This window comes from Aquimarina ulvae, from assembly GCF_053613295.3.
The window spans coordinates 90,952-108,931 of the sequence record NZ_JBSIBP030000005.1; the positions used below are offsets into that span (position 1 = coordinate 90,952).

A 17,980-nucleotide genomic window follows, 5' to 3' on the forward strand; every position below is an offset into this window, starting at 1 on the left:
TTAATAACCAACAAGAATAACACATGAAAATTGCGCTACTTGGATATGGCAGAATGGGTAAAACCATAGAAAAAATAGCAACACAAAGAGGTCATACTATTGTAGTTACTCTAGACAAAGACGATACAGAATATGATCTATCCATTGCCGATGTTGCTATAGATTTCAGTATTCCTTCTGCAGCCGTAGATAATATTACTAACTGTTTTAATTCTGGTGTACCTATTGTTTCGGGAACCACAGGCTGGTTAGATCATTATGACCACATCATATCCTTGTGTAATGAAAAAAAAGGTGGGTTCATATATGCCTCAAATTATAGCCTAGGCGTTAATTTATTTTTTGAATTAAATAAAAAACTAGCCAAAATGATGAGTTCTGTAGAAGGCTATGACATCCAGATGGAAGAAATTCATCATACTCAAAAATTGGATGCTCCCAGTGGCACAGCCATCACCTTAGCAGAAGGCATTATAGAAAACACGGATAAAGGTGGTTGGCTATTAGATCAAGGAGATGAAAAAAACATCTCAATTGTAGCGAAAAGAATCGAAAACGTTCCTGGCACACATACAGTCACCTATACATCTGAAGTAGATGACATAGAAATCAAACATACAGCTCATAATCGTCGAGGGTTTGCACTTGGGGCGGTAGTAGCTGCAGAATGGTTATATGGCAAAACAGGGGTTTTTGGAATGAAAGACGTTCTTGGATTATAATCAGAATATTCAACCGCTCTTGGTGCACGCTAAGGGACATTGGGTTGAAAACTATATTTTTTAATATAGACGAAGACGTAGATAATTAAACTCCACAATGTGGAATAAAAATGTAACACTTTTAGAGTTACATACACTTATATTAAAAACATTAAAAGAATGACTCTATCAGAATGGTTAATTTTTTTCCTTGCAGTACAAGTAGTACATTTCTTAGGAACCTGGAAATTATATGTAAAAGCAGGAAGAAAAGCGTGGGAAGCAGCAGTTCCAATTTACAATGCTGTGATATTAATGAAAATAATCAATCGACCGTGGTGGTGGGTTATTTTGCTATTTATTCCTGTAATCAATGTAATTATGCTTCCTGTAGTATGGGTAGAAACCATAAGAAGTTTTGGTAAAAACACGACTACCGATACTATTTTAGTTATCGCAACATTGGGCCTATATATTTACTATGTAAATTATATGCTGAATGTCTCTTATATTCAGGATAGAGATCTTAAACCCAGAACCAGTAGTGGAGAATGGATTAGTTCTATTCTGTTTGCTGTAGTAGCGGCCACATTGGTACACACTTATTTTATGCAACCCTACACCATCCCAACTGGATCTTTAGAGAGAACCTTATTAGTAGGTGATTTCTTATTTGTAAGCAAGTTTCATTACGGTGCCAGAACTCCAATGACAGCAATTTCTTTCCCTATGGTACACGATACCATCCCTGTGGTAAAGACAAAGTCGTACAATAGCGACATACAATATCCTTATTTTAGATTACCAGGCTTTCAGAATATCAAACGAAATGATATAGTAGTATTTAGCTGGCCTGTCGATACGGTACGTTTTTTTAGAGACCCTTCTGGAATACACGTTTATAAACCTATTGATAAAAAATCGAATTATGTAAAACGTTGTGTAGGTATCCCTGGTGATTCTTTAACTGTAGTTGACGGATATGTATATATTAATGGAAAACAAACAGAATTACCAGATAGAGCACAACTACAGTTTTCATACGAAGGCCGAACTAAAGGAAAAAGTTTTAATCCAGATAACCTTTACAAACGTTATAAAATAAAATCAAATGAATTTGCCTACAATAATGAACTATTTCAATTAGGAGGCTTAACTAATGAGGCTGCTGCTAAATTCAAAAATCATCCTAATGTTGCGAGCCTTGAAAGGTCCATATTATCACCTAGCATAAAAGAGCCTGGTATCTTTCCTAACAATGGAAAAGTGAATTGGAATAGAGATAATTTTGGTGCAATCTATATTCCTGAAGCTGGTAAAACAGTTAAAATGGATCTGAAAAGTTTTTCTTTATACCGTAGGATTATCGAAGTGTACGAAGGTTCTGAAATGGGGATTGATAATAAGCTAACTGTAAATGGTACTCAGGTATTATTAAATGGTAACCCAATCGATAGCTACACCTTCAAGCAAAATTATTATTGGATGATGGGAGACAACCGTCATAACAGTGAAGATAGTAGAGCTTGGGGATACGTTCCAGCAAATCATATTGTAGGGAAGCCTGTTTTTATCTGGATGAGTTGGGATAGCAATGCCAAAGGACTGTTTAATAAAATTCGGTGGGAACGCTTGTTCACTACTGTTGGAGGTAGTGGTAAGCCCGTATCGTATTTCTATTACTTCTTAATTGCTTTAGTGGGTTGGATTATTTTTAGTAAGTATAGAAAAAGAAAGAAGGCTGCAAAAAGTTAATTTTTCAGAAGTTTTTATTAATAACAGCCTTAAATAGAAATAATTCTAAGAATTGAAAACCCTACTCCATCCTATGTACTTTGGTTCTATTGCGCAATATGTAGCAATAGCGCAATCAGCATCCATGGTTTTTGAAAACCAAGACAATTATCAAAAACAAACCTATCGTAACAGAACGTATATATATGGAGCTAATGGAAAGCTTTTATTAACTATACCTATAAAACATATAGGAAACAAAACCAATAGTAAACAATTATACAAAGATGTACGGATAGAAAATGAATTTCCGTGGCAAATGCTTCATTGGAAATCGATACAATCCGCATATCGAACCTCTCCTTTCTTTGAATATTATGAAGATGATTTGGTACATCTTTTCGAAAAAAGAAAAGAGTTCTTACTAGATTTTAATTATGAATGTATGGAATCGATGTTCGACTGTTTGCAATTAAACCTATCCTACAGCAAAACAACATCGTTTCAAAAAAAACCTGAAGACATAGGTGATTTAAGGATATTAGTCAACGCAAAAAGGAAAGAACCTGCAAACCTGCAAACCTATATCCAAGTCTTTTCAGATAAATATGGATTTATCCCTAATCTTTCTATTTTAGATTTGTTGTTTAATGAAGGAACCAGTGCGTTATCATATCTGGAGAATCAATCTATTTTCTAAATGCTACGTACTATCGTGCATTACGGGTTTCATCTTGCAATTCCTTTAGTAATTGCTATCATTTTCTTTCCGAAACAATGGAAAAAAGTATACCTAATTTTTCTGGGAGCGATGTTCATCGATGTCGATCATCTGCTAGCCAGTCCAATTTCTGATCCAAACCGATGTAGTATTGGTTTTCACTTTTTACATAGTATTTATGCTATTATTGGATATAGCTTGTTAATGATACCAAAGCCTACAAGAACTGTTGGAATAGCGTTATTATGGCATATACTAACTGACCAATTGGATTGTTGGATGATGTAAGTAGTTGTATTTAAAAAATATTTTTTACATTTAGTACTAAACTTATGTAACCCATTTCTATTTTAATCCTTTTGATCTATGCAAAAATTTCTACTTTATAGCGCTGTTTTAGTCATTTTTTCTTGTGGAAAACAAACTAAAGATTCCAAAGAAAATTCCCAAAATAATAAATCAACAATTGTCAATGCACTTCCTATACAAAAGCATGCTACGATGCCAATGGACACTACGCTTGCCCGTAAGCTTTCTAAAAAGGAAATGAACTCCATTTTTAGTAATCGTAGACAAATTCAATTAGGTATCTCAAATACAGTATATCAGGCATACAGTTATACAGATGATTCCAATGAGTTTTACTTATTATTAACCGATCATAAAAAAGATATAACTAAAGAAAAAGACACCCTCTACGATAACGTATACGCATTATATTTAATCAATAACAATAATCAATTTAAAAAAAGGTCGACAATCAAAGGAGAAATAGATAAAGACTGGGAAACATCTATTGGCTTCTGGAACCAATATTCAGAAATATCGGATCTTGATAAAGATGGTATTGTTGATCCTATACTAGTATATGGTACTACTGGCCAAAACGGATATAAGGATGGCAGAGTAAGAATCATGGCATATTACAAGAAAAAAAGGGTAACAATTAAGCATCAAAATAGTGAAATTGCTGATGGCCGAATTACCAAAATCAATAAGAATTTTTATAAATTCCCTATTCAAATACAAGAAGCTGTAAAGGAAAAAATGAGACTTATGATCCAAAATGGACATGCGCTTTTTGTAGAAAGTTGGGAAAAAGATATGCAAAATAAATCTACACGCTTGGAAAAAATGTAGTTATCAATCTTGGTTTTATAGCTAAAAAATTACTGGAACATGAAGATTTTGATTAAAGCTTAATCCTTGAAAATATAGGGTAATGATCAGAAAGTTCTACATCAAAACTTTTAAAAGCAACCACTTCTGTATCTTCTGGCACTAAAATAAAATCAATCCTGGCAGGAAACAGTTCAAAGTTAAAAGTTTTGCCAAATCCTTTCCCGGCCTCCTTAAAAGTATCTTGCAGGTTTTCAGACTTAATCTTATCGTAGATATAGGAATACGCTGTATTATTAAAATCACCCATGACAATATTTTTATAAGGAGATGATTTCATGTGAGTAATAAGTTGTTCTGCCTGACTTTGTTGTTTTTTAAAAGATGTCTGTATCCTTTTAAACAGCTTTTGAGAATCTGCCTTTGCTAAATCATCTGTTTTAGTACTAATTCCATGAGATTGCAGATGAACATTATATACTCTGATCGTGTCTAAAGGTAAAACGATATCAGCAAAAATCACGTTGTTTGCCGTTTTCTTAAAATTTAGGGACCCTTTATTTAGAAAAGGATACTTAGAGAAAATCACCAATGCCAATTCTTGACTTTTATGATGAAAATATTCATATTTATTTTCGTACTGACTAAAATCTATATCTGGATTATTATAAAACTCTTGGGCGCAAAAAACGTCTGGCTTTTCATCTCTAACTAATTTGGAAATATCAGTAGGTATCAAGTCAGAGTCAATCCACTTAAACCGATTAAACGCATGCACATTATAGCTCAACAAAGACAATGTATTAGTGGTTTCATCCCATGACTTGCCTCTTATTTTGTATAAAGAAGATACGTGAGAAATACCTAAAACTAATACAATTAATGACAATAACATCTTACGCTTTAAGAGTATTACCCAATACAAAAAAAACAACACATTAATCACTATTAGTATAGGAACAGCTAGACTTAAAACTGACAATAATGGAAATGTTTGTGGTGACACATAAGGCAGCAAATAAGCCATCAATAAGGCAAATGCCACTAAAGAATTGACAAAGAAAACAACCTTATTAACAACTTTTCTCATAACTAATCTTTGCCCGCTTTGAACAAGAAGTCTTTTTCTTTTTTGGTTAAACTATCATAACCGCTTTTACTAATTTTATCAAGTATGGCATCTATTTCTGCTTGATTGGGGGTTTTAGGCTTGGGACTTGTGGTTTTCTTGTTAGTTGTAGTTTTTGCTTTTTTAGCCCTGTGTACTGTCTTTAAAGGACTTTTCTTTCGAGTTTTAAAAATACTAACTGTGGAGTCCATCAGCTTTTCAAACCAACTGCCAATATCCTTTCCTTTTTTAAGCTGACTAGCATAAAGATACCCAAACAATGCTCCGCCAAGATGCGCAATTAAACCACCAGAATTATTTGCTATTACATCCTGAGTTTCACTGGAGCTTGATAACCTTATAATGTCTCCTAACACCATAAAAAGAGCAATATGCCATACTTTTAAAGTAAACATAAAAATTCTGATCTGCGTATAAGGTGCATATGTCGCAATAAATACTACAACTGCTAAAACCGCTGCCGAAGCGCCAATTAAGTATCCTCTTTGACCTTCAAAAACCGGGAAAAAATTGTAAGCCAATACAAAAAGTAACCCTCCGCTTATTGCACCTAACAAATAAATGGTTAAAAAGCGTTTCTCTGTAAATAAGTTTAAGACAAACTGACTAAACCAATAAAGCATAAGCATATTCCAGAAAATATGCCAAAAGTCAAAATGCAAAAAACTATAAGTAACAATTCCCCATACTTGCAGTATAAGATTAGAAAAATCAGCCGGAAGCACAAACCATTCCATCAAACCACCCGGTTGTATTTTTAATATCCAGGCACCTAATCTTGCAATAAGAAAGATCAGGGCATTAACCGCAATAATCTTTATCGAAATATTTGCTGTTTTCCACTGATATGAAAGACTACCTGTTGCCATCTTAGTTCCAACGATTTTGATTAAACGAATTCTTTTTCCAATACCATACCATTAAGAATCCAAACAAAGCTCCTCCTAAATGGGCTAAATACGCTGTATTAGAAGGGCTAAATATTGAATACCCTGAAAGCATAGAGAATAGATCCAGCAAAATTATAGCTGGAATAAAATATTTTGCTTTTATTGGTATTGGTAGAAATATAAGCATCAAAGGAGTTTCTGGAAACAAAACTCCAAAAGCAACTAATACTCCCATTAATGCACCTGAAGCACCTACTAAAGTACCTATGAAATTTCCTGCTAGATTTTGTAAACCTTTCTCTCCTAAAATATTCTCCCATTGAGGATTAAACTTACCTTCATTTAATAAATCAAAAACAGCTTCTTTATTATAACCAGCATTGATTAAATTAGAAAGTTCTGCTTGAAACTGAAAATAATCCCATCCAGCATGAATTAGAAGTGCTCCGAGACCTGCCGAAATATAAAAAAACACGAACTTTTTAGTACCTAAAAATCTTTCAACTGGAGTACCAAACATCCAAAGCCCAAACATATTAAATAGTATATGCTGAAAATAAATAGTCTCTCCTCCTCCTGCTGTGGGGACATATCCTGCGTGCATAAACATATGTGTCAAAATCTGCCACGGCTTAAACAAATCACTCGCAACAAAATGGTATGCAAAGAGATTTTCAAAAAGGGCTCCGCGAGCAACGGACAGCATTCCTATCCAAAAAATAATATTTATGATCAGTATATGTTTAACCGCTTTCGAAACTCTCCCCATCTATTCTTAAAATTTTTTATCTATATCATCTACTGTTAACGTGATGAAAGTTGGCTTATTATCTGGTGTTATTGTTGGTTCTGTACACGCAAAAAGACTATTCACTATATGTTGCTGTTGCTCTTTAGCTAAATCAGCACCAGTTCTAACAGCTAAACTTCCTGAAATGGATCTTGCCAGCAAATCTGTTAATGAAAAACCACTATCAGGAACTTCTTGTTCGATATCACTCATCAACTTCTCCAAAAGTACAGAAACTTCACTTTCTGTAGTTACTGTTGGAATTCCCGTAATAGTTATCTCTTCTGGTTTAATATCTTCAAAAACAAAACCTGTGTTTTCCAGTTGTTCCTGAACTTCTTTTAAAAATTTAATCTCCTGCTTGGAAAAGGATAATTTTAGCGGAAATAACAATTGTTGACTTACAGCGCTAGCCATCGTAATATTACGCAACACCTCTTCATATAATATTCTTTGATGTGCTCTGTGTTGATGAATGATTACCATACCACTTTTGATCGTAGTCACAATGTATTTTCGCCTAAGTTGATAGGTAGTATTATGCTCTAATTCTGCCTGTTGTTCTCCATTAAACAACGAGCCTGTTACTTCAGAACTTTCAAATTCTATTGAAGAAAAATCACTCTCCGTTGATGTATCTTCTTTTTCTGAAGTCTCTATACCAGTATACAAGTTTTCCCAATTACCTGCTGATTCTTTTTTGAAATTAGCATAACTTTTTGTTGAAGAAAAAGAGGAATTAGCGTCAAGTTTATCCTCTTTAAAAGGATTAAAACTTCTATCTACTTCTATAGTTGGAGTTTTCACTATTCTACTTTTATACTCATATGGAGTATCCATAGATGCATCTCTATTAAAATCCAACACTGGCGCTACATTAAATTGACCCAGACTATGCTTTATTGTAGAACGCAACATGGCATATAATGCATGTTCATCATCGAACTTAATTTCGGTCTTCGTAGGATGAATATTAATATCAATAGATGTTGGATCTACGGTAAGATAAATAAAATAACTGGGGTGTGTTTTTTCTTTTAACAACCCTTCAAATGCAGAATTTACGCCGTGATTCAGATACGCACTTTTAATAAAGCGATTATTAACAAAGAAAAATTGTTCTCCTCGCGTTCTTTTTGCATATGCTGGCTTACAGACAAATCCTGTGATACTCACTAAATCTGTTTCTTCATTAACAGGAACCAATTTCTCATTGGTTTTCCCTCCAAAAATGTGCACAATACGTTGACGATAATTAGCTATTGGTAAACTAAAAACTTCACTACTATTATGATACATATCAAATTTAATATCTGGATGTACCATAGCCACCCGATGAAACTCATCAATAATATGGCGTAGTTCTACGGTATTTGATTTCAAAAAATTTCGTCGAGCAGGGATATTATAAAACAAATTCTTAACACAAATTGAAGTCCCTTTTGGAGTGACACAAACTTCTTGCGACACTACTTCACTTCCTTCAATTTTTATTTCTGTTCCTACTTCATCTTCTTCTTGTTTTGTCTTTAATTCTATGTGTGCAATGGCAGCAATAGAAGCAAGTGCCTCTCCTCTAAATCCTTTGGTATGTAATTGAAATAGGTCTTCTGCGGATTTTATTTTGGAAGTAGCGTGTCTTTCAAAACTGAGTCTTGCATCGGTAACACTCATACCAACACCATCATCGATCACCTGAATAAGTGTTTTTCCAGCTTCTTTTACAATTAACTTAATGTGCGTAGCTTTTGCATCGATCGCATTTTCTAATAGTTCTTTGACTACAGAAGCTGGTCTTTGCACTACCTCTCCGGCAGCAATTTGATTGGCTACGTGATCCGGTAAAAGTTGGATAATATCTGACATTTATTGTCGGGCAGTAAATATGGATAAATCAAAATCTATTAAATATAAAAAGATAAAAATGAGGACAACAGCAATGTATAGAACTCTTTTATTTATTTCTCGATTCCCTCGATTACGACTCGCTTTTCGATCTTCACTCCATTGAGAACCAAAATCGATCGCATTTCGAGTTTCACGATATTTAGTAATTCTATTTTCAAAATCATAGATATTCCCTTCACTCTTACCTTTATAATATCTTGGGGTATAGTTATATCTTCGATTTGTTTTTCTCTTAGGGATACTTAATTTCACCTGTTACTCCTTTCTTTTTATATAATCCAAATATACTTAAAATGCATAGTAATCTAAAGCTTTTAGCATTACAATAACATTGAGATATTAACAGCAAGGATGATGCCGCTTTTTCAAATTCAAAAAAAGAAAGAGTAATCTAAAAACTCGTACAACGTTTATTAAAACTTAGCGTCTTTACGTAGCTGTGCCATTTTTATTGCGGCAACTGCAGCTTCTGTACCTTTATTACCGTGTTTTCCACCAGATCGATCAATTGATTGTTGTAGATTATTATCAGTTAGAACGCAAAAGATAACTGGAATATCGTTTTGGATGTTTAAGTCCTTGATTCCGTGTGTAACTCCTTCACACACAAAATCAAAATGCTTGGTTTCTCCCTGAATCACGCTACCGATAACAATGATCACATCAAGCATATCAAAAGATTCTTGCATTTTTTTGCAGCCATATATTAACTCGAAACTACCGGGGACGTTCCATCTTACTATATTCTCCTTTATCGCCCCACAGTCCAGTAAAGCATCAAAAGCACCTTGAAAAAGACCTTCTGTTATTGTTTCATTCCATTCTGAAACCACCATCCCAAACCGAAAGTCTTTCGCGTTTGGGATGGTGGTTTTATCATATTGAGATAAATTTTTATTTTCTGTAGCCATATTTGAAATTCAGATTCCTGAATTTATTACTTAAATTATTTAAGCATTGCCTGAGCTCTTCCCAAATGAACATCTGCCTGATTTGCCTCCGGACTTTTAGAAAACTCTTCTTTTATTCGTTCTAAATAAGTAATTGCTACTTCAGGTTTTCCTAAAGAAATTGCAGTGATAGCAGACTTCAATAAGAATTTTGGTGTTGTAAAATCATTTGTTTTTGCTTTTGCTGCCTTTTCATAGTATGATAATGCTTCGTCCATTTGATCTAATTGAACAAAAGCATCTCCTATTCCACCTAGCGCCAAAGGTCCTAGCATCTCGTCATCACTTTTAAATTTATCAAGATGATCAATAGCTTCCTGATATTGATCCATGTTAAGATAAGAAAAACCAGCATAGTAATTTGAAAGGTTAGCCGCTTTTGTGCCACCATAATTTTCAATAATCTCCAAAAATCCATATTTACCTTCGCCTCCTTTAAGTGCTAATGTATATAACGAATCACTAACAGTTGTATTACCATTTACAGCATCGTCAAAATATTGTTGCGCTTGGAACATTTCATTAGATGCTTCTAGTTCTTTTGGTTCCTGTATATATTTTTGATATCCCAAATACCCTAAGACTATTACCGCAATAGCACCAACAATTATAAAAATATATTTTTGGTTAGCCGCAACCCATTCTTCTGTGCGGGAAGCACCTTCATCCAACGTATTAAATACCTCAGCTGTTGTAGATTGATCTTCTAATTGTTCAACCTCTTCTGCATTATTTTTTGGTTTATATCCTCGTTTCTTATAAGTTGCCATAAATTATATTTAATGAACGGCAAAAATAAAATTTTTATTCATAATTAAAAGCGAAAATATTTGTTATTTTTCAATATTTTGCACTTCTTAATTGAGAATTTCAAATACAGCACGATACACTGACGATCAGTAATTTATGATTCTAAAATCACTTTCTTTAATTAATTATAAAAATTTTGAATCCGTTAATTTCGAATTTGACAATAAGATTAATTGTCTTGTAGGACATAATGGTGTAGGAAAAACAAACATTCTGGATGCTATATATCACTTATCTTTTGGGAAAAGTTATTTTAATCCAATTACAGGACAAAACATAAAACATGGAACAGATTTCTTTGTTGTTGAAGGACTGTATGAAAAATTGGATCGAGAAGAAAAAGTAATCGTCAGTGCTAAAAGAGGTCAGAAAAAGGTAATTAAAAGAAATAGTAAAGCGTATGATACGTTTAGCGAGCATATTGGTTTTTTACCACTGGTTATTATTTCTCCTGCAGATAGAGATTTAATAACTGATGGAAGCGACACGCGACGTAAATTTATAGATGGAGTTATTTCTCAGAGTGATCCCATATACCTTACGACCTTACTTAAATATTCAAAGGTGGTTTCCCAACGTAATTCACTTTTAAAATATTTTGCAGCGAACAATACATTTGACTCAACTAATTTAGAAATTTATAATCAGCAACTTCATGAACTGGGCAGTACTATTTACCATAAAAGAACTACCTTTCTTGAAACATTTATCCCTATCTTCATTCATCGTTATGAAGCGATAAGTTCTGGTAGAGAAAAGGTTTCTCTAAATTACTTAAGTAAACTAGGCGAAAACAGCTTACGAACATTATTAGAGCAGCATCTGGCAAAAGACAGAATGTTACAGTATACAAGTGTAGGAGTTCATAAGGACGATTTATCTTTTGAAATTGAGGGGTATCCAATAAAAAAATTTGGAAGCCAAGGACAGCAGAAATCGTTTTTAATCGCATTGAAACTGGCTCAATTTGATTTTATAAAAAAACAAAGTAAAGTAAATCCATTATTATTATTGGATGATATTTTTGACAAACTTGATGAAAAGCGCGTTGAACACATCATACAACTGGTTGATGATCAAAATTTTGGACAACTTTTTATCAGTGACACTCATGCAGATCGAACAGAAAAAGTAGTTAAAAAAATATCTCAATCCTATAAAATTATAAAACTAGCATCTCTATAAAAAAGAAAATTATGCTAAAAAATAGTTTTTACCTAGTCATTTTTTTTCTGGTTTCATGTTCGAAACCAAATCCAGAAGATTTTATTAATCACATTGACGGATATTGGGAAATTGAAAAAGTAATTACAACCGAAGATGTTGAAAAACGATATACTTTTAATCAAAGTGTTGACTTTTTTGTAGTAAACGAAATGAAAGGTATTCGTAAAAAAGTACAACCACAACTGCACGGTAATTTTATAACGACAAAGGATCATGAAGCTTTTACACTGGTAATAGAAAATGATAGTTTACGGATGTATTATAAGACTCCGTTAGCAACCTGGAAAGAAACCCTTATTTCTGCAAAACAAAATCAGATGATCATACAAAATGAAGCAGGAAATCTGTACTTTTACAGACCATATACAAAGATTGAATTATAATGGCGCGAAGACAAAATGATCATCTTAGCATCAGTGACGTTCTTAAAGAATTCGTTAGTGAAAATAAACTACAGAAAGGTTTGGATAAAGTGGAAGTGCGTGATGTTTGGGAACAAATTATGGGTCCAGCCATTAACAAATATACCAGAAATGTAAAGCTAGATAGAGAAACTTTATACATAGAACTTACTTCTTCGGTACTCAGAGAAGAATTAAGCTATGGAAAAGATAAAATTATTACTAACATAAATGATGCTCTTGGCAGAGATCTAATCAGGAAATTAGTTTTGCGCTAATCGATCCCTTACAAATTCAATCTTGGTTTTTCCGTGTGGAGCAGGCTTGCCTTTCTCATCGAGGTTTACCATTGTTATTTTTTCCACCTTTATAATGGTTTTACGGGTTAATTTATTTCTTACTTCGCAGGTTAATATGAGTGAAGAATTTCCGAATTTTATTACATCCATTCCAATTTCTACAATATCTCCTTGGACAGCAGAACTCACAAAATTTATTTCGGACATAAACTTGGTTACTACTTTTTTGCTTTCTAACTGAATAACTGCATATAATGCAGCCTCTTCATCAATCCATTCCAATAACCTACCGCCAAACAATGTTTCATTGGGGTTTAAATCACCTGGTTTTACGATTTTTCTAGTGTGATATCTCATATTTATATTCCTTTACTTTTTCACAAAGTTAAAGAAATAGTAAGCATATCAAGAAGGTTTTAAGATATGCTGTAAAGAATTATTTATTTCGAAATTTGATCAGATAATTACTTTTAGATTCTAAATTTTAGTCTGCTAATTTTACGGTTTTACCATAAGATCATTGTAGATTTATCTACTCTACAACAATTTGCTCACAAAAGAAGGCTCCTTCTGGACAAGTATCTGTTTCTGCTCCAATACAAATTTCGTAGGTTCCAGGATCAAATTGAAAAAACAAGGTATTATCTGCTCCCGGTCCTCCATCCTGCTCAATAATATCCCCGTTAATTGTCCAATCATATACTGTATTATCTATTTCAGGAAATTCTGCAGTAAATGTATAGCTCGACGTATTTCCTTCCTGTTCTGCAACAAAAAACAAATCAGGACAGATGGGATCCACTACAATTTCTGCACAAAACTCTACAATAAACGCACAAGATGGCGCCTCTGTTTTAATACACACTTCGTGTACACCTGGTGATAATTCAAAGAGTAATGTGTTATCCCCACTCTCCCCACCATCTTCTTCTATTAATTGATCATCAATAAACCATTGATAAGTTATTTGATCAATTCCATCAAAACTGGATATAAAAGTATACTGTAAGGTTCCCTGTTCTTGCTCTGATTCAAAAAACAACTCTGGACAAGATTCAGTAATCTCGATTCTTTTACAAAATTCTATTCCCTCAGGACAGGTTTCCGTTTCAGTTCTGATACAAACTTCATAAACTCCTGGAGAATCAAAGTTGTATAATAATAAATTATCTCCTTGATTATTTGGACCATCATTTTCAATAAATTCACCATCAACAAACCAGCTATAAGCCCCTATATTCTCTAAGTCTGGAAAAGTCGCCTCAAATCTATATCCTAAATTAAAAGTATCTGTTTGTTCAAAAATAAAGTTAAGTTGGGGACAACGGCGCTCACAAGAGGCTATAATTCTGTAAAAGCCAAAATAAGTATCTACTGCTGTACTTTCAAAATTCGGTGCAACTAATACATTTACTGGAAATTTAAATTCAGGTTGATACGAAGTTCCTTGGTTTTGATAAAAAACCACAAACTCTTCATCCGAGTTTATGGTTACTTCTCTTGCATCCACCCCTTTCAAAGTAACAGGGTAATCAAACTTGAAACAGTTATCAAAAAATTGATCAAATTCTTCCCGAACAGTATCGAACTGACATTCTCGTAAGACATCTAATAAGGCCGTTTCATTGGAAATAGAAATTTCAGTATCACTTTCTCTAAAAACAATCTGAATTGGAAATTGTAATCCTGTAATATTGAAATTAGTACCTTGACTGGAAATCACATCTAATAATCCCTGATAACTATCTAATCTAATTGTAGAATTTGTATTATATTCTAAAGTAATCGGATATACAAATCTAAAACATTGATCATTTTCTGCTGGAAACGTGTTTTCTGTATCAAAATTATAAAGAACTGTAACTATGGCAGCACTGGATATCAAGCTATCCGTATTTTCTTCGGGAAAAAATGAATCATCATTTACACAACTATTAAAAAATAGTATTATTAAAAGTGCTGATAACTGTATGTTCGAATGGAAGTTCTTCAATTTTTTTTTGTCTTTATATAAGTAAAACGACTGAAAATCAATACACCCTACCCTAGCGCCGAATAATTTTTATCCGTTTTTGCCATCACAATCTAACACATCTTACCTATATATACAAAATTCCCTGGAAGATTGGCAATGCTCCCAGGGAATCATCCTAATTAACCTAACCTAACTAAACTTCTTTATTCAATAACTAATGTTTTACAAAATGTTATTCCATTGGGACAATCTGGTGTTTCTGCAATGATACAGATTTCATAAGTACCTGTTCCAAATTGGTAGTAGAAATAATTATCTCTATCATTACTCTCCAGCATTTCAGAATCCACTATCTCCCCATTGATCGTCCATTCATAAGAAACCGCATTCATTCCTTCAAATTCTGCCCAGAAATTATACCCTGGAGTATCCCCTTCTTGCTCGATATTGAAAAATAGATTAGGGCAATCATTTCCTGGCTCTTCTATTTCGATTACTTTACAAAATGTTATTCCATTGGGACAATCTGGTGTTTCTACAGAAAGACATACTTCGTATCTTCCTGGATTAAACTGAAAGTAAAAAGGATCATTAGGTCCTGAACTTGCTCCTACATAATCTCCGTTTACAGACCATTCTAAGGTTACATTATCAATGCCATCAAAAGAATTTGGATAAAAATAATATGCAGGATTATCCCCATCTTGTTCTGCTTCAAAAAATAATTCGGGACAAACTGTATTGGATTCAATTTCTATCACTTTACAATATGATGTTCCCTCCGGACATTCAGGAGTTTCTGTTTTTAAGCATACTTCATATCTTCCTGGTCCGAACTGGTAATAGAACCGGTTGTTGTCTCCATTATTAGAATCTTCAACAAACTCGCCATTAATATACCATCCTAACCACTCGATATCATCTGCACCTTCAAACTCAACCTGGAAATAGTATGCAGGATTATTTCCATCTTGTTCCAAAATGAAAAACAATTCTGGACAGTCTTCTTCTGTATCTCCTTCTTCTACTTCAATCACCTTACAATACGAAGTTCCATTAGGACATTCAGGAGTTTCTGTCTTGATACATACTTCATAGCTACCAGGCTCATTAAATTCCCAAAACAAATAGTTATCATCATTCTGATTCTGATTATCATTTTCTACTACCTCCCCATTTATAAACCACTCATAACTCGTATCTTCTATTCTAGGAAAATCTGCAATAAACTTATATTTATTCGGTCTTTCATATTGTCTTGCTTCAAAGAATAGATCAGGACAAGGATCTGTTTCATCTCGGTCTACTTCAATCTCTTTACACACCTCTAAAGGACACGTATCACTTGCTACTTTTACACAAATAGTATGTGTTCCCTCTTCAAACTGATAATCAAAAATCTGACTTGCGATATCATTAAGACTACCTGTGTCTACTACTTCTCCATCAATAGACCAAGTAAATCTTACATCTTCAATACCATCTAATTGCGCAACAAAACGATATACAGTACTACCTGGCACGTTATCGATGTTAATAGTAATATCGGGACAGGTTTCAAATTCTTCATTTTCCTCGCAGGAAGTAACTCCAATTAAAAGTGTAAAGATCATTACACACCAAATACTAAATTTTTTCATCATTATAATTTTTTAGGGGTTGTCTACAATTAATTTTAAGAAGTTTTTTATCAACCTCACAACAATAAAACGCAGCTTCAAAAGAATACCCTACCCAAAAATTTTAAATTTTATTTTTTTTGCTTTTGATCTCAATAAAAAAACTTCTAGATTTGAGACCCTAATCAACCCCAAATGCCTGATAGTAAAAACTCTACTTGTAATGAACAAGCCTTTGATCAATTTTTCAAAAGTCATGCAAAACTTTTAAGAAGTTATCTGTATTATAAATTCGGAGACCTAGATCAAGCGGAAGATATCGTACAAGATTCTTTTATTAAACTATGGAATAATTGTGCAAAGGTCCCTTTAGACAAGGCAAAAAGCTATGTCTATACCATTGCTACAAATTTGGGAATTAGCATAGCACGCCATCAACAAGTAAGATTTAAACATCAAAAATATATTACCCAACGTAAAAGTGATGTAACTAATGAATCTCCAGAATTTGTGATGCTTGAAAAAGAATATATGGAGAAATTAAAAAATGCAATTGCGGATTTACCAGATAGGCAAAGAGAAGTTTTTTTACTAAACAGAATCGATAAGAAAACTTATAGAGAAATTGCAGAATTATCCAATGTATCTGTAAAAGCTATAGAAAAATTAATGCATAAAGCACTTGTAAGTTTACGAAAGAAGATTGGAAATGTTTAAATAGTTGATACAAAATAAAAAAGGGGGTAGGGTTCTTAGAGAATGAAACGTTTCTTTACTATATACATGAGTTATGTTAGACGATAAAAAAGATGATATATTCTTATCCAGATGGATAAATGATGAGCTTTCTTCAGAGGAACTAATTGATTTTAAATCTCATAAAGAATATTATCATTACAGAAAAATAAAAGAAGGTGCAGATGCTTTGGATCTAACAGCGTATGATATCGATACAGCTTTACAAAAAATAAAATCCAAGCGCACTATCACTTCTGAAAAAAACACAAAACTCGTTATTAGACTTTGGCCATATTTGGCTGCAGCCGCTTCAATAGCTCTCATTTTTGGACTATTCTTTTTTAAATCGAACGAGTCATTTACTACTTCTTATGGAGAACAGTTAACCGTAACTTTACCTGATGGCTCTGAAATGATTCTAAATGCAAAATCTGAAGCTGTTTTTGACAAGGATAATTGGAAGAACAATAGGACAGTCTCTTTAACTGGTGAAGCATATTTTAAAGTAAAAAAAGGAAGTACATTTACGGTGATTACCACAAATGGAGAGATCTCTGTATTAGGAACTGAATTTAATGTTCAATCAAATGACTCTTTTTTTGAAGCTGTTTGTTATGAGGGAAAAGTACGTGTGTCTAGCGGAGAAGAAAACACAGTTCTGACTGCAGGAAAAGGGTTTAGGAAAATTGCTCGTACTGCATCAGAAAACTGGACCTTTGAGGCATTAGGGCCATCTTGGATCACTCATACAAGTTCTTTTAGAAGTGTCCCACTTCGTTTTGTTTTTAATGAATTAGAGGAACAATACCATATAAATATTAATGCCAAAGGCATTGACACAGGCATCATATACACAGGAACTTTTCCTAATAATGATATAGAGGTGGCTCTTAAAACAGTTTTTAGTACCTTAGGTTTGCAATACGAGCTTTTGCAAGATCGTAAGACCGTGGTGGTAGAAAATTAAGA

20 protein-coding genes are annotated in these 17,980 nt (G+C 33.4%); 10 read left to right on the top strand and 10 right to left on the bottom strand.

The window, feature by feature from the left end; all coding sequences use genetic code 11:
- The first annotated feature begins 23 nt into the window (after positions 1-23).
- From dapB to ACWGOQ_RS12355, 5 genes are all read left to right on the top strand, one after another.
- Positions 24-722, top strand: coding sequence for a 4-hydroxy-tetrahydrodipicolinate reductase (gene dapB / locus ACWGOQ_RS12335; RefSeq protein WP_452058455.1), 699 nt, complete (start codon positions 24-26; stop codon positions 720-722).
- A 159-nt stretch (positions 723-881) separates the two neighbouring features.
- On the top strand, positions 882-2,456 hold the full coding sequence (gene lepB, locus ACWGOQ_RS12340; protein WP_452058456.1) for a signal peptidase I: 1,575 nt from the start codon (positions 882-884) through the stop codon (positions 2,454-2,456).
- A 52-nt stretch (positions 2,457-2,508) separates the two neighbouring features.
- Positions 2,509-3,135, top strand: coding sequence for a WbqC family protein (locus tag ACWGOQ_RS12345; protein WP_452058457.1), 627 nt, complete (start codon positions 2,509-2,511; stop codon positions 3,133-3,135).
- Positions 3,136-3,444, top strand: a complete 309-nt coding sequence (locus ACWGOQ_RS12350) for a DUF6122 family protein (RefSeq protein WP_452058458.1) — start codon at positions 3,136-3,138, stop codon at positions 3,442-3,444. It abuts the gene before it with no gap.
- 78 nt (positions 3,445-3,522) lie between these two features.
- Complete coding sequence (locus ACWGOQ_RS12355; RefSeq protein WP_452058459.1) at positions 3,523-4,296, top strand: M949_RS01915 family surface polysaccharide biosynthesis protein; 774 nt, start codon at positions 3,523-3,525, stop codon at positions 4,294-4,296.
- A gap of 52 nt (positions 4,297-4,348) precedes the next feature.
- Here the strand turns inward: ACWGOQ_RS12355 and ACWGOQ_RS12360 are convergent, their stop codons facing one another.
- From ACWGOQ_RS12360 to ACWGOQ_RS12390, 7 genes are all read right to left on the bottom strand, one after another.
- Positions 4,349-5,365: an endonuclease/exonuclease/phosphatase family protein gene (locus tag ACWGOQ_RS12360; protein WP_452058460.1), complete on the bottom strand. Its 1,017-nt coding sequence runs from the start codon at positions 5,363-5,365 to the stop codon at positions 4,349-4,351.
- A 2-nt stretch (positions 5,366-5,367) separates the two neighbouring features.
- On the bottom strand, positions 5,368-6,273 hold the full coding sequence (locus ACWGOQ_RS12365) for a rhomboid family intramembrane serine protease (protein ID WP_452058461.1): 906 nt from the start codon (positions 6,271-6,273) through the stop codon (positions 5,368-5,370).
- Between the two features lies 1 nt (position 6,274).
- A complete protein-coding gene (locus ACWGOQ_RS12370) occupies positions 6,275-7,063 on the bottom strand; it encodes a rhomboid family intramembrane serine protease (protein ID WP_452058462.1) in 789 nt (262 codons plus the stop codon).
- Positions 7,064-7,069: 6 nt separating this feature from the next.
- Complete coding sequence (gene mutL, locus ACWGOQ_RS12375; RefSeq protein ID WP_452058463.1) at positions 7,070-8,950, bottom strand: DNA mismatch repair endonuclease MutL; 1,881 nt, start codon at positions 8,948-8,950, stop codon at positions 7,070-7,072.
- Complete coding sequence (locus ACWGOQ_RS12380) at positions 8,951-9,244, bottom strand: hypothetical protein (RefSeq protein ID WP_452058464.1); 294 nt, start codon at positions 9,242-9,244, stop codon at positions 8,951-8,953. It lies immediately after the preceding gene.
- Between the two features lie 161 nt (positions 9,245-9,405).
- Complete coding sequence (ribH, locus tag ACWGOQ_RS12385) at positions 9,406-9,903, bottom strand: 6,7-dimethyl-8-ribityllumazine synthase (protein ID WP_452058465.1); 498 nt, start codon at positions 9,901-9,903, stop codon at positions 9,406-9,408.
- Positions 9,904-9,938: 35 nt separating this feature from the next.
- Positions 9,939-10,712, bottom strand: a complete 774-nt coding sequence (locus ACWGOQ_RS12390) for a tetratricopeptide repeat protein (RefSeq protein WP_452058466.1) — start codon at positions 10,710-10,712, stop codon at positions 9,939-9,941.
- Positions 10,713-10,848: 136 nt separating this feature from the next.
- Between ACWGOQ_RS12390 and recF the strand changes: the two genes are divergently transcribed.
- From recF to ACWGOQ_RS12405, 3 genes are read left to right on the top strand one after another with little or no spacing between them, the layout of a single operon-like run.
- Positions 10,849-11,937, top strand: coding sequence for a DNA replication/repair protein RecF (gene recF, locus ACWGOQ_RS12395; protein ID WP_452058467.1), 1,089 nt, complete (start codon positions 10,849-10,851; stop codon positions 11,935-11,937).
- An 11-nt stretch (positions 11,938-11,948) separates the two neighbouring features.
- Positions 11,949-12,362: a hypothetical protein gene (locus ACWGOQ_RS12400; protein WP_452058468.1), complete on the top strand. Its 414-nt coding sequence runs from the start codon at positions 11,949-11,951 to the stop codon at positions 12,360-12,362.
- Positions 12,362-12,658: a DciA family protein gene (locus tag ACWGOQ_RS12405; RefSeq protein ID WP_452058469.1), complete on the top strand. Its 297-nt coding sequence runs from the start codon at positions 12,362-12,364 to the stop codon at positions 12,656-12,658. Before ACWGOQ_RS12400 ends, ACWGOQ_RS12405 begins: the two co-directional genes overlap by 1 nt.
- Here the strand turns inward: ACWGOQ_RS12405 and ACWGOQ_RS12410 are convergent.
- The 3 genes from ACWGOQ_RS12410 to ACWGOQ_RS12420 form a co-directional block, all read right to left on the bottom strand.
- Entirely contained in the window at positions 12,644-13,036 is a 393-nt protein-coding gene (locus ACWGOQ_RS12410; RefSeq protein WP_452058470.1) for an acyl-CoA thioesterase, read from the bottom strand. The genes ACWGOQ_RS12405 and ACWGOQ_RS12410 overlap by 15 nt on opposite strands.
- Positions 13,037-13,211: 175 nt before the next feature.
- On the bottom strand, positions 13,212-14,672 hold the full coding sequence (locus ACWGOQ_RS12415; RefSeq protein ID WP_452058471.1) for a hypothetical protein: 1,461 nt from the start codon (positions 14,670-14,672) through the stop codon (positions 13,212-13,214).
- 185 nt (positions 14,673-14,857) lie between these two features.
- The gene (locus ACWGOQ_RS12420; RefSeq protein WP_458202818.1) at positions 14,858-16,297 is read right to left on the bottom strand and encodes a hypothetical protein; all 1,440 of its coding nucleotides are present in this window, start codon (positions 16,295-16,297) and stop codon (positions 14,858-14,860) included.
- A 171-nt stretch (positions 16,298-16,468) separates the two neighbouring features.
- Between ACWGOQ_RS12420 and ACWGOQ_RS12425 the strand changes: the two genes are divergently transcribed.
- Both ACWGOQ_RS12425 and ACWGOQ_RS12430 read left to right on the top strand, forming a co-directional pair.
- Positions 16,469-16,990 carry an RNA polymerase sigma factor gene (locus tag ACWGOQ_RS12425; RefSeq protein ID WP_452058473.1) on the top strand — a complete coding sequence of 174 codons (522 nt, stop codon included), beginning with the start codon at positions 16,469-16,471 and terminating at the stop codon, positions 16,988-16,990.
- A gap of 73 nt (positions 16,991-17,063) precedes the next feature.
- Complete coding sequence (locus ACWGOQ_RS12430) at positions 17,064-17,978, top strand: FecR family protein (protein WP_452058474.1); 915 nt, start codon at positions 17,064-17,066, stop codon at positions 17,976-17,978.
- The last annotated feature ends 2 nt before the right edge of the window (positions 17,979-17,980 follow it).

Excerpts from the sequence above, each read along its gene's own strand:
- lepB (WP_452058456.1), top strand. The coding sequence starts at position 882 with ATGACTCTATCAGAATGGTTAATTTTTTTCCTTGCAGTACAAGTAGTA.
- ACWGOQ_RS12425 (WP_452058473.1), top strand. The coding sequence starts at position 16,469 with ATGCCTGATAGTAAAAACTCTACTTGTAATGAACAAGCCTTTGATCAA.
- ACWGOQ_RS12365 (WP_452058461.1), bottom strand. The coding sequence starts at position 6,273 with ATGGCAACAGGTAGTCTTTCATATCAGTGGAAAACAGCAAATATTTCG.
- ACWGOQ_RS12420 (WP_458202818.1), bottom strand. The coding sequence starts at position 16,297 with ATGATGAAAAAATTTAGTATTTGGTGTGTAATGATCTTTACACTTTTA.
- ACWGOQ_RS12390 (WP_452058466.1), bottom strand. The coding sequence starts at position 10,712 with ATGGCAACTTATAAGAAACGAGGATATAAACCAAAAAATAATGCAGAA.
- ACWGOQ_RS12355 (WP_452058459.1), top strand. The coding sequence starts at position 3,523 with ATGCAAAAATTTCTACTTTATAGCGCTGTTTTAGTCATTTTTTCTTGT.
- ACWGOQ_RS12405 (WP_452058469.1), top strand. The coding sequence starts at position 12,362 with ATGGCGCGAAGACAAAATGATCATCTTAGCATCAGTGACGTTCTTAAA.
- ACWGOQ_RS12370 (WP_452058462.1), bottom strand. The coding sequence starts at position 7,063 with ATGGGGAGAGTTTCGAAAGCGGTTAAACATATACTGATCATAAATATT.
- ACWGOQ_RS12350 (WP_452058458.1), top strand. The coding sequence starts at position 3,136 with ATGCTACGTACTATCGTGCATTACGGGTTTCATCTTGCAATTCCTTTA.
- recF (WP_452058467.1), top strand. The coding sequence starts at position 10,849 with ATGATTCTAAAATCACTTTCTTTAATTAATTATAAAAATTTTGAATCC.
- ACWGOQ_RS12430 (WP_452058474.1), top strand. The coding sequence starts at position 17,064 with ATGTTAGACGATAAAAAAGATGATATATTCTTATCCAGATGGATAAAT.
- ACWGOQ_RS12410 (WP_452058470.1), bottom strand. The coding sequence starts at position 13,036 with ATGAGATATCACACTAGAAAAATCGTAAAACCAGGTGATTTAAACCCC.
- dapB (WP_452058455.1), top strand. The coding sequence starts at position 24 with ATGAAAATTGCGCTACTTGGATATGGCAGAATGGGTAAAACCATAGAA.
- ACWGOQ_RS12360 (WP_452058460.1), bottom strand. The coding sequence starts at position 5,365 with ATGAGAAAAGTTGTTAATAAGGTTGTTTTCTTTGTCAATTCTTTAGTG.
- ACWGOQ_RS12400 (WP_452058468.1), top strand. The coding sequence starts at position 11,949 with ATGCTAAAAAATAGTTTTTACCTAGTCATTTTTTTTCTGGTTTCATGT.
- ribH (WP_452058465.1), bottom strand. The coding sequence starts at position 9,903 with ATGGCTACAGAAAATAAAAATTTATCTCAATATGATAAAACCACCATC.
- mutL (WP_452058463.1), bottom strand. The coding sequence starts at position 8,950 with ATGTCAGATATTATCCAACTTTTACCGGATCACGTAGCCAATCAAATT.